Annotated in this window: 8 protein-coding genes; 4 read left to right on the top strand and 4 right to left on the bottom strand. The window is 59.2% G+C overall.

Annotated features, from left to right (window positions below; genetic code table 11):
- Nucleotides 1–279 precede the first annotated feature (279 nt).
- On the top strand, nucleotides 280–2,172 hold the full coding sequence (gene mrdA / locus V6F91_RS27030) for a penicillin-binding protein 2 (RefSeq protein WP_332769887.1): 1,893 nt from the start codon (nucleotides 280–282) through the stop codon (nucleotides 2,170–2,172).
- A 100-nt stretch (nucleotides 2,173–2,272) separates the two neighbouring features.
- On the opposite strand, the gene V6F91_RS27025 is transcribed toward mrdA, so the two are convergent.
- Both V6F91_RS27025 and V6F91_RS27020 read right to left on the bottom strand, forming a co-directional pair.
- Entirely contained in the window at nucleotides 2,273–2,677 is a 405-nt protein-coding gene (locus V6F91_RS27025) for a lysozyme inhibitor LprI family protein (protein ID WP_332769886.1), read from the bottom strand.
- Between the two features lie 58 nt (nucleotides 2,678–2,735).
- Entirely contained in the window at nucleotides 2,736–3,656 is a 921-nt protein-coding gene (locus tag V6F91_RS27020; RefSeq protein ID WP_332769884.1) for an ADP-ribosylglycohydrolase family protein, read from the bottom strand.
- Between the two features lie 194 nt (nucleotides 3,657–3,850).
- Here V6F91_RS27020 and V6F91_RS27015 point away from each other — a divergent pair, with 194 nt between their 5' ends.
- Nucleotides 3,851–4,339: an SRPBCC family protein gene (locus V6F91_RS27015; RefSeq protein WP_332769882.1), complete on the top strand. Its 489-nt coding sequence runs from the start codon at nucleotides 3,851–3,853 to the stop codon at nucleotides 4,337–4,339.
- A 287-nt stretch (nucleotides 4,340–4,626) separates the two neighbouring features.
- Here the strand turns inward: V6F91_RS27015 and acnA are convergent, their stop codons facing one another.
- On the bottom strand, nucleotides 4,627–7,368 hold the full coding sequence (acnA, locus tag V6F91_RS27010) for an aconitate hydratase AcnA (protein WP_332769880.1): 2,742 nt from the start codon (nucleotides 7,366–7,368) through the stop codon (nucleotides 4,627–4,629).
- Nucleotides 7,369–7,590: 222 nt separating this feature from the next.
- Between acnA and rlmM the strand changes: the two genes are divergently transcribed.
- Together rlmM and tusA are read left to right on the top strand one after the other, a co-directional pair.
- Entirely contained in the window at nucleotides 7,591–8,664 is a 1,074-nt protein-coding gene (gene rlmM, locus V6F91_RS27005; RefSeq protein WP_332769878.1) for a 23S rRNA (cytidine(2498)-2'-O)-methyltransferase RlmM, read from the top strand.
- A gap of 186 nt (nucleotides 8,665–8,850) precedes the next feature.
- Nucleotides 8,851–9,102 carry a sulfurtransferase TusA gene (gene tusA / locus V6F91_RS27000; protein ID WP_332769876.1) on the top strand — a complete coding sequence of 84 codons (252 nt, stop codon included), beginning with the start codon at nucleotides 8,851–8,853 and terminating at the stop codon, nucleotides 9,100–9,102.
- A gap of 76 nt (nucleotides 9,103–9,178) precedes the next feature.
- On the opposite strand, the gene V6F91_RS26995 is transcribed toward tusA, so the two are convergent.
- Nucleotides 9,179–10,588, bottom strand: a complete 1,410-nt coding sequence (locus V6F91_RS26995; RefSeq protein ID WP_332769874.1) for an MATE family efflux transporter — start codon at nucleotides 10,586–10,588, stop codon at nucleotides 9,179–9,181.
- Between the last annotated feature and the right edge of the window lie 22 nt (nucleotides 10,589–10,610).

Genomic DNA, 10,610 nt, shown 5'->3' with positions numbered 1-10,610 from the left:
AGTGAAACGATGCATCGCCGATGGTAGTGTGGGGTTTCCCCATGTGAGAGTAGGTCATCGTCAAGATTAAATTCCGAAACCCCAATTGCGAAAGCAGTTGGGGTTTTGTTTTGCCTGCGAGAAAGTTTCGCCGTTGCATCGATCCGCTCCAACCACCGTTATTAAATAAAACCTCCTGAAGAGATAGGGCATTTTTTGGTATGGTGCAGCTCGTTTTTTACGGACTGATGCCATGCCCATGGATCGGCAATCATTCATGTTAAAGAGTTGCTGTAGAAAATGCCTGAAGCCATTCCGATCAAGGACCACGAAAAAGAGACGCGTCTGGTCAACAAACGGTTGATTGCCTGCGCCTTGTTCGTCTTTGCCATCAGTTGCGCCTTGGTCGTGCGCCTGTACATCCTGCAAGTAGTGGAGTTCGACTACCACTCGACCATCTCTGAAAACAACCGAGTCCACGTCTTGCCAATCCCACCGACGCGCGGCCTGATCTACGACCGCAACGGCGTGGTGCTTGCCGATAACCGTCCCAGCTTCAACCTGACGATCACCCGTGAACGCGCCAGCGACGTCGATCAAGAGCTGGACGAGGTCATCAACCTCCTGCAATTGCCCGCGGAGGATCGTGCGGTTTTCGACAAAGCGATGAAGCAGTCCCGTCACCCCTTTACCCCGGTGACACTATTTTACGAGCTGACCGAAGAGCAAATCGCCGTATTGGCCGTCAACGAGTTTCGTCTGCCAGGCATTGATGTCGAGCCGCAATTTGTTCGCGACTATCCGCTCGGGGCGCATTTTGCCCATTCGATCGGCTATGTCGGCCGGATCAACGAAAAAGAAGCCAAAACGCTGGATTCGGTCGAGTACCGCGGCACTCAATCCATCGGTAAGACCGGCATCGAGCGATTCTACGAAGCGCAGTTACATGGGCATGTCGGTTACGAGGAAGTGGAAACTAACGCTCAGGGCCGGGTACTTCGGGTACTTAAGCACACCGATCCGGTGCCGGGTAAAAACATCGTGCTCAGCCTCGACGTCAAACTGCAGGAAGCGGCAGAGGCCGCGCTGGGTGATCGCCGCGGCTCAGTGGTAGCGCTCGATCCTTCGACCGGTGAAGTATTGGCCATGGTCAGTAATCCGAGCTTCGACCCGAACCTGTTCGTCACCGGCATCAGCTCCAAAGAATACTCGGCGCTGCGCGACTCAATCGACCGACCGCTATTCAACCGGGTATTGCGCGGGCTTTACGCGCCGGGATCGACGATCAAGCCGGAAGTGGCCATTGCTGGCCTCGACGCCGGTGTCGTGACCCCGCAGACCCGCGTCTTCGACCCCGGTTACTACCAACTCCCCGATTTCGATCACAAATATCGTAACTGGAACCACAGCGGCGACGGCTGGGTGGACATGGACGCCGCGATCATGCGCTCCAACGATACTTACTTCTATGATCTGGCCCACAAGCTCGGCATCGATCGTCTGCACGATTACATGGCGATGTTCGGTCTTGGCGAGAAAGTCTCGCTGGACATGTTTGAAGAGTCACCTGGCCTCATGCCATCGCAAGCGTGGAAGCGCGCCACCCGGCGCCAGGCCTGGTTCCCGGGGGAAACCGTGATTCTCGGCATCGGTCAGGGCTACATGCAGGTAACGCCGCTGCAACTGGCTCAGGCCACGGCATTGATCGCCAATAAAGGGGTGTGGAACCGTCCGCATCTGGCCAAGACGGTCGATGGCGTCGCGCCGGTTGATGAGCATCCGATGCCGAATATCCTGCTCAAGGACCCGCGCGATTGGGAGCAGGTCAACCACGGTATGCAAATGGTGATGCACGATGCCCGAGGCATCGCCCGCGCGGCTGCGGCAGGCGCGCAATACCGCATCGCTGGCAAGAGTGGTACGGCGCAAGTCGTGGCGATCAAGCAGGGCGAGCGATACAACCGCGAGAAAACCCTTGAGCGCCATCGTGACAACGCGTTGTTTGTCGGTTTCGCCCCTGCGGAGCATCCGAAGATCGCCATTTCGGTAATGATCGAAAACGGCGAGGCCGGCGGTCGTGTTGCCGGTCCCGTGGTGCGGCAGATCATGGACGCCTGGCTGCTCGATCAGGACGGTCATCTCAAGCCGCAGTACGCAGCGCCAAGCAAGGCACCGGGAGATCCGCACGTTTGATCGTTCAGTGGTCGGTATCTGGCTGACAGCTTCGCGGGCAGGCTCGCTCCCACAGTGCAAGCATTTCAACTGGGGAGCGGGTCTGTGGTTCAGAGCTGTGTCAGGCGCCCGGTACCGGACAGCTCATGTCACCTTCTTCGCACTTCAGATACTGCTTCAGCGCTTCAACCCGCGTTTTCGTCATGCTGGTCATGCAGTTGCTGTAAATCAAAGGATAGACGCTCCCTCCTGCGACGCCCGATGCGGAGAACTTGCACTCGGTATCGCGAAACCCGATCCACGCCCGCTGCGCACTGACCAGCAGTTTTTTGCCATCAGCATTGTCCTTCAAACGTGCGGTGATCTGCTGATACACCGTGTTCAGTTCCTTGTCCGCCGCTTTTAAATCCTGCCCGGCGCACTGATTCATCGTCGCCTGGTCGCTGGCATTTGCGCAGTCAACGGCGGCATCGACGAGCGGGGAGAAAAGAAACGGCGACAGGATCAAAAGCAGACGTGGGAACATGGTCAAATCTCGCTGTAGCGAACGTCAAGTGGCAAGCAGTGTAGCGGTTGCGCCGCGTTTATTCAGTCGGATGCATTCGGGAAGCTGCGAGCAAACGGTCGGCTATAACCGCAATCTCTGCACCGTCGTGCAATGTAGCGAGCCAATGCGCAGGAATGCCCTGTACGCCGTAATGGGCGCCGGCCAACTGACCGGTGATTGCCGCAGTGGTATCGGCATCATCGCCCAGGTTGGCCGCTTGCAGTATCGCCGCTGCGAAGCTGTCCGTACGCTGAAAGCACCACAGCGCCGCTTCCAAAGACTGCACGCTGTAGCCGCTGCCTGTGATATCCGCCTCGGACAAACTGAGGTAATCGCCACGGGCAATGGCCGCTACCTTGGGCTGCGAGAAGCTGGCGGATGACAGCCGGCGCAGCTCTGCTTTGCTTGCGCCTGCAAGTGCGTTAGCGATCAGGCCGGCCAACAGTTGGCAGCACTCGACGGCTTCCGGGGCGGCGTGGGTCGTTCGTGAACTGTCAGCAGCAAATGTTTGTATCTGCTGGACATCGGGAAAATAGAACAGCACCACCGGAGCCAGGCGCATCAGCGAACCGTTACCAGCGCTGTATGGGTCGGTCGAGCCGGCAAAGGGGTCGGCGGTTTGCTGATACTTTGCCAGCGCCTGGCTGACGGTCGTGCCGATATCGAAACACTCACCGGTTGAGCTGAGATAACCCCATTGCCACCAATTGAGGTAACGGCCCATCTGATCAACCGCGTCGAATCCATTTTTGATCAGCAGGCTTTCCGCCAGACACAACGCCATCGAGGTGTCATCGGTCCATTGCCCGGGTTCGAGGTGGAAGGGGCCACCACCGACCATGTCGGTCAACGGTTGGAATGATCCCCGTGGTTTGAACTCAACCGTAGTACCGACGGCGTCGCCGCACGCCAGACCGAGCAGGGCGCCGCGATAACGATCGGCAAGGGATGGCAGCATGACGCAATCCTTTTTCATTCATGTCGCTGGCAAAGGTACCAGCTTCGCTGCGAAACGGGCTCGGCATCCATCGTGTCACCGGCAAAAAAACGCAGCAGGATGTTTCCTTTTACAAATGACTTGCACCGCTTTGATACAACTTCACATTGGACATGTGGTCATACAAGCCTAGTGTTCAGAACAGGAGGTGACGTATGAAGCCAGTACCCAATAGTTTCGAACGCAAAATCACGCTCAAGGCGCCGCGTTCGCATGTCTGGCGTGCCTTGGTCGACGCCGAGGCGTTTGGCCAGTGGTTTGGCGTGGCGCTGGAGGGCCGTCGGTTCATCGCCGGAGAATGGACGCAAGGGCAGGTCACTTATCCGGGTTATGAACATGTTTTATGGAATGTGCTGATCGAGCGGGTCGAGCCGCAGCAGTTGTTTTCGTTTCGCTGGCATCCGTATGCGGTCAATCCGAAGATCGACTACTCCCAAGAGCCGACGACGCTGGTGAAATTCGAGCTGGCCGATTTCGAACAGGGCACGCTGCTGAAGGTTTCCGAATCCGGATTTGCCCATATTCCCGATATTCGCCAGAAAGAGGCGTACTATATGGACAGTCGTGGCTGGGAAGAGCAACTGAGCAGACTTGAGCATTTCCTCGCTGAAAGCGCCAAGGCCCGTGAAAGCGGTGGTGCCTGACACAACTAGGGGTTTTCGGAAGGGCTTCTATGGCGAATGTCTTACACGCTCTGGTAGCTTTTACGACTATTACCGATTGGATCCACTGAGTAATCTACACACATCAACTGAGACACAGGGAGTGTTTCAGGATCAAGGACGATCGACCATTGCAAGGATCGCTGCCGACAGGGAGTCGATAATGGTCTTGGGAAAAACCCGCTTCGGCGGGTTTTTTTTCGCCTGCAAAAAAGTGTCACGCTCAAAGGGGAAACACCGCCAAATGGCGGTGTTTCTGTTTCAGCAGATTACGAAGCTATCAACTGTCGCAATACGTAATGCAGGATCCCGCCAGCCTTGAAGTATTCCACCTCATTCAAGGTGTCGATGCGGCACAGCACCTCAATCTTGTCGAGGCGCCCATCCTCATGAGTGATCACCAGCGGCAGATTCATCCGTGGCGTCAGCTCGACACCGGTGAGTCCCTGGATTTCAAAGGTTTCCTTGCCGGTCAGATTGAGGCTCTTGCGATTCTGATCTAGCTTGAATTGCAACGGCAGCACGCCCATGCCCACCAGGTTGGAGCGGTGGATGCGCTCGAAGCTTTCCGCAATCACCGCTTTGACGCCGAGCAGGTTGGTGCCTTTGGCCGCCCAGTCGCGACTGGAACCGGTGCCGTACTCCTGACCGGCAATCACCACCAGCGGCGTACCCGACGCCTGGTATTTCATGGCCGCGTCGTAGATCGCCAGTTTCTCACCGGTCGGGATGTAGATGGTGTTGCCGCCTTCCTCGCCGCCAAGCATTTCGTTGCGGATACGGATGTTGGCAAACGTGCCGCGCATCATCACTTCGTGGTTGCCGCGCCGCGAGCCGTAGGAGTTGAAGTCACGCGGCTCCACGCCTTTCTCGCGCAGGTAACGTCCGGCAGGGCTGTCAGTCTTGATGTTGCCGGCGGGGGAGATGTGGTCGGTGGTCACCGAATCGCCGAGCAGTGCCAATACGCGCGCACCTTTGATGTCCTCTATCTGCGGCAGCGGCCCGGAGATATCGTCGAAGAACGGCGGATGTTGAATGTAGGTCGAGTCGTCCTGCCACACGTACGTCGCCGCTTGCGGTACTTCGATGGCTTGCCACTGCTCGTCGCCGGCGAACACCTCGGCATATTCCTTGTGAAACATGGCGGTGTTGACCTGATTCACCGCGTCGGCGATTTCCTGGCTGCTCGGCCAGATATCGCGCAAATACACCGGATTGCCCTGTTGGTCTTCGCCCAGTGGCTCGCTGCTGATGTCGCTGCGCACGCTGCCAGCCAGTGCATAGGCGACGACCAGCGGCGGCGAGGCCAGCCAGTTGGTTTTCACCAGCGGATGCACGCGCCCTTCGAAGTTGCGGTTGCCGGACAATACCGAGGCTACGCTGAGATCGGCTTTCTGGATGGCTTTCTCGATCGGCTCCGGCAGTGGCCCGGAGTTGCCGATGCAGGTGGTGCAGCCGTAGCCGACCAGGGAAAACCCGAGCTGATCAAGGTATTGCGTCAAACCAGCGGCCTTGTAGTAGTCGGTGACCACTTTCGAACCCGGCGCCAGCGAACTTTTCACCCATGGCTTGCGAGTCAGGCCTTTCTCCACCGCTTTTTTTGCCAGCAACCCGGCAGCCATCATCACGCTCGGGTTGGAGGTGTTGGTGCACGAAGTGATCGCTGCGATGACCACTGCGCCATTTTTCAGCCGATAGGTGTGGCCCTCATATTCGTAATCCGCTTCACCGACCAGATCGGCATTGCCCACCGCAACACCACCGCCACCCTCGCTCTCCAGGCGACCTTCTTCCTTGCTGGTGGGCTTGAACTGCAAATCGAGAAAATCGCTGAACGCCTGCGCGACATTCGGTAGCGACACGCGGTCCTGCGGACGTTTCGGGCCGGCGAGACTGGCTTCGACGCTGCCCATGTCCAGCGCCAGGCTATCAGTGAACAGCGGTTCCTGACCGGGCAGACGCCACAGGCCCTGCGCCTTGGTGTACGCCTCGACCAGTTTGACCACGGCCGGTGGCCGCCCGGACAGGCGCAGATAGTCCAGTGTGACCTCGTCGACCGGGAAGAATCCGCACGTCGCCCCATATTCCGGGGCCATGTTGGCGATGGTCGCGCGGTCGGCCAGCGGCAGGTCGGCGAGGCCATCACCGTAAAATTCAACAAATTTGCCCACCACGCCTTTCTTGCGCAGCATCTGCGTGACCGTCAGCACCAGGTCAGTGGCGGTGATGCCTTCCTTGAGCCTGCCGGTCAGTTTGAAACCGATCACTTCCGGAATCAGCATTGACACCGGTTGCCCGAGCATTGCCGCTTCCGCTTCGATCCCGCCAACGCCCCAGCCGAGTACGCCGAGGCCGTTGATCATGGTGGTGTGCGAATCAGTGCCGACCAACGTATCGGGGAAGGCATAGGTGCGCCCGTCTTCGTCCTTGGTCCACACCGTACGCCCGAGGTATTCGAGGTTGACCTGGTGACAGATCCCGGTCCCTGGCGGCACCACGCTGAAATTATCGAAAGCGCTCTGGCCCCAGCGCAGAAAGGCATAGCGCTCGCCGTTGCGCTGCATTTCGATATCGACGTTCTGTTCGAACGCGCTGGCCGAGGCGAATTTGTCGACCATCACCGAGTGGTCGATCACCAGATCCACCGGCGACAACGGATTGATCCGCTGCGGATCGCCGCCGGCCTTGGCCATCGCCGCGCGCATGGCGGCGAGGTCGACCACAGCGGGTACGCCAGTAAAATCCTGCATCAGGACGCGGGCCGGGCGGTACTGGATTTCGCGGTCTGAGCGGCGCTCCTTGAGCCATGCGGCGATGGCCTTGAGGTCGGCGCCGGTGACGGTTTTTTCGTCTTCCCAGCGCAGCAGGTTTTCCAGCAGCACCTTCAGCGACATCGGCAGCTTGTCGAGGTCGCCCAAGCTCTTGGCGGCGTCCGGCAGGCTGAAGTAGTGGTAGGTCTGGTCATCGATTTCTAGGGTTTTGAGCGTTTTCAGGCTATCGAGGGACGGCATTACGATCACTCCTTTAAGTCCGCACGGCTACGGACTGAGGAAACGGACAGAGCATTAAACCTAGCCCTGTTTTGAATAGCTGGCTATTAACTGGACTGTGTCGCAAGAAGCAAGGTTCCAACATCGGCTATCATGCGCCGGTTTTCGTGACAGGCTTTGCTGTGAAGCAAGGCTTGAGCAGCGCGCAGGGGACCAATCCTTGTCCTTTGCCCAGGAGTAACAATGAACACCCTATTCATGCATTGCCGGCCAGGCTTCGAAGGCGAAGTCTGTTCGGAGATTTCCGACCTCGCCGCCCAACTGAACGTGGCCGGTTACGCCAAGGCTAAAGCGGCCACGGCGTACGCCGAGTTTGTCTGTACCGAAGAAGACGGCGCCGAGCGCCTGATGCGCGGCCAGCGTTTCGCCGAGCTGATTTTCCCGCGGCAATGGGCGCGCGGCTTTTTCATCGATCTGCCGGAAACCGACCGCATCAGCGTAATCCTCGCGCACATGGCCGACTTCCCGGTCTGTGGCAGCCTGTGGCTGGAAGTGGTCGACACCAACGATGGCAAGGAACTGTCTAACTTCTGCAAGAAGTTCGAAGGCCCTCTGCGCAAAGCCCTGACTGCCGCCGGCAAACTGGTGGACGACGCGAGCAAGCCGCGCCTGCTGCTGACCTTCAAAAGTGGTCGCGAGGTGTTTCTGGGCATGGCCGACGCTGGTAACTCGGCGATGTGGCCGATGGGCATTCCCCGGTTGAAATTCCCCCGCGAAGCACCGAGCCGTTCGACGCTGAAACTGGAAGAAGCGTGGCACCATTTCATTCCACGTGATCAATGGGAAGATCGTCTGCACAGCGACATGACCGGCGTCGACCTCGGCGCTGCGCCCGGCGGCTGGACCTGGCAACTGGTCAATCGCGGCATGCTGGTAACCGCTATCGATAATGGCCCGATGGCCGAGAGCCTGATGGACACGGGGCTGGTTCAGCACCTGATGGCTGACGGCTTTACCTTCAAGCCCAAGCAACCGGTGGACTGGATGGTCTGCGACATCGTCGAAAAGCCGGCGCGTAACGCGGCGATGCTCGAAGAGTGGATCGGCGAGGGCCATTGCCGCGAGGCGGTAGTCAACCTGAAGCTGCCGATGAAACAGCGTTATGCCGAAGTGAAGCGTTTGCTTGAACGCATCGCTGATGGCTTCAAGGCGCGCGGGATCAAAGTCGATATTGGCTGCAAACAGCTGTATCACGACCGCGAAGAAGTGACCTGCCATTTGCGCCGGCATGATACGAAGAAAGCCAGATCGCGCTGATACAACACGAAACCCTGTGGGAGCGAGCTTGCTCGCGAAGGCAATCTGTCAGTCAACACATCAACGGCTGACTGACCCAGCGCTTTCGCGAGCAGGCGCGCTCCCACAGGCGTGTGCGGCGTAACACCACAGGTGGCCGAATACTCGGCAATGCGCGACAATGCCGGTCAGTTTCAGGAGTGAACCATGAGTGAAATGATCGATACCCCGGTCGACGGCACCCTCGACGCCACCGGCCTCAATTGCCCAGAGCCGGTGATGATGCTGCATCAGCACATCCGTGACCTGGTGCCTGGCGGCCTGCTCAAGGTCATCGCCACCGATCCGTCGACCCAGCGCGACATCCCCAAATTCTGCGTGTTCCTCGACCATGAACTGGTCAGCCAGCACGAAGAGGCGGGTACTTACCTGTACTGGATTCGCAAGAAGCTGGCCTGAGTCCGAGGCCAACGCCAAAAATAAATGTGGGAGCCAGCAGTCTGGCTCCCACATTTTTTCTCGCGGTAGAAAATGCTCAGCCAGCCGAGCGACTGATACGAATGCGTTTGCGCGCGCTGCGGGTCAGGCGGATCGACAGCATCAGTGCCGCACAGCTCAAGCCGACAATCAGACCCTGCCACAGACCGCTCGGGCCGCGTGGTTCGCCGAGCCAGTCGGTCAGGCCGAGGGCATAACCCACCGGCAAGCCGATGCCCCAATAGGCGAACAGGGTCAGAATCATCGTCACCCGCGTGTCCTGATAACCGCGCAAGGCGCCGGCGGCAGTGACCTGGATCGCGTCAGAGAACTGGAACAGCGCCGAATAGACGATCAGCATCGCAGCAATGTGGATCACCGTCGGGTCAGCGGTATAGATCGCCGCAATCGGCTCACGCAGCGCCAGCATCATGCTCGCCGACAGACACGCATAAGCCAGCGCCGTGGCCATGCCGACACCCGCAGCAAAACGCGCCTCACGCGGCTCCTCACGGCCCAGCGCCTGACCAACGCGCACGGTGACGGCCATGCCCAGGGAGTAGGGGATCATGAACACCAGCGAACTGACGTTGAGGGCAATCTGATGCCCGGCGACCACCGTGGCGCCGAGGCTGCCGATCAGCAGGGCGATCACCGCAAAAATGCTCGACTCGGCAAACACCGCAATACCGATTGGCAGACCAATCGCCAGCAGACGCTTGATCACTGCCCACTGTGGCCAGTCGAAACGGCTGAACAGCTCGCTTGAACGATACGCCGGAGCCCAGCGTTCATAGCCGGCCAGGCCGAGCGCCATCACCCACATCACAATCGCCGTGGCCCAACCACAGCCGACGCCGCCCATGGCCGGCACGCCGAAATGGCCATAAATGAAGATGTAGTTCAGCGGAATATTCAGCGCCAGCCCGCACAGGCCCAGCACCATCGCCGGCCGCGTGCGGCCCAGACCATCGCTGAAACAGCGCAGCACATGGTAGAAAGCCACCGCTGGCAGCCCGCTGGCGATGCCGTGCAGATACTGCATGCACGGGCCGATCAGTTCTGGATCGACGTGCATCAGGTGGAGCACGGGCTCGGCGGCGAGCAGCATCGCCGTTGCGATCAGGCCGACCACCAACGCCAGCCACAGGGCCTGACGCACAATCGGGCCGATCTCGCTGTGCGTGCCGGCGCCAAAGCGCTGGGCGACTTTCGGCGTGGTCGCCAGCAGCGTGCCGGTCATCAGCAGAAACACCGGCACCCAGATCGAATTGCCCAACGCCACTGCCGCCAGGTCTTTCGGCCCGACACGCCCGGCCATCACCGCATCGACAAAGCCCATGGCGGTGGTCGCCAGTTGCGCAATGATGATTGGCAAGGCCAGGGCGAGCAGGGTTTTCAGCTCCAGGCGAATCCGCGCGGGGCGAGAAAGGCAAACGGCGACAGGTTGATCAGTAACGGAATTCACAGGCAAAACGTCCACAGGTGTT

Source organism: Pseudomonas koreensis (assembly GCF_036668835.1).
GTDB lineage: Bacteria > Pseudomonadota > Gammaproteobacteria > Pseudomonadales > Pseudomonadaceae > Aquipseudomonas > Aquipseudomonas koreensis_I.
The sequence above is the reverse complement of the archived record's forward strand: the minus strand, read 5'-3'. Positions and strand labels throughout refer to the sequence as shown.

What these genes read in the sequence shown, in the direction of transcription:
- V6F91_RS27015 (WP_332769882.1), top strand. Translation starts at nt 3,851, where the DNA reads ATGAAGCCAGTACCCAATAGTTTCGAACGCAAAATCACGCTCAAGGCG.
- mrdA (WP_332769887.1), top strand. Translation starts at nt 280, where the DNA reads ATGCCTGAAGCCATTCCGATCAAGGACCACGAAAAAGAGACGCGTCTG.
- tusA (WP_332769876.1), top strand. Translation starts at nt 8,851, where the DNA reads ATGAGTGAAATGATCGATACCCCGGTCGACGGCACCCTCGACGCCACC.
- acnA (WP_332769880.1), bottom strand. Translation starts at nt 7,368, where the DNA reads ATGCCGTCCCTCGATAGCCTGAAAACGCTCAAAACCCTAGAAATCGAT.
- V6F91_RS27025 (WP_332769886.1), bottom strand. Translation starts at nt 2,677, where the DNA reads ATGTTCCCACGTCTGCTTTTGATCCTGTCGCCGTTTCTTTTCTCCCCG.
- V6F91_RS27020 (WP_332769884.1), bottom strand. Translation starts at nt 3,656, where the DNA reads ATGCTGCCATCCCTTGCCGATCGTTATCGCGGCGCCCTGCTCGGTCTG.
- rlmM (WP_332769878.1), top strand. Translation starts at nt 7,591, where the DNA reads ATGAACACCCTATTCATGCATTGCCGGCCAGGCTTCGAAGGCGAAGTC.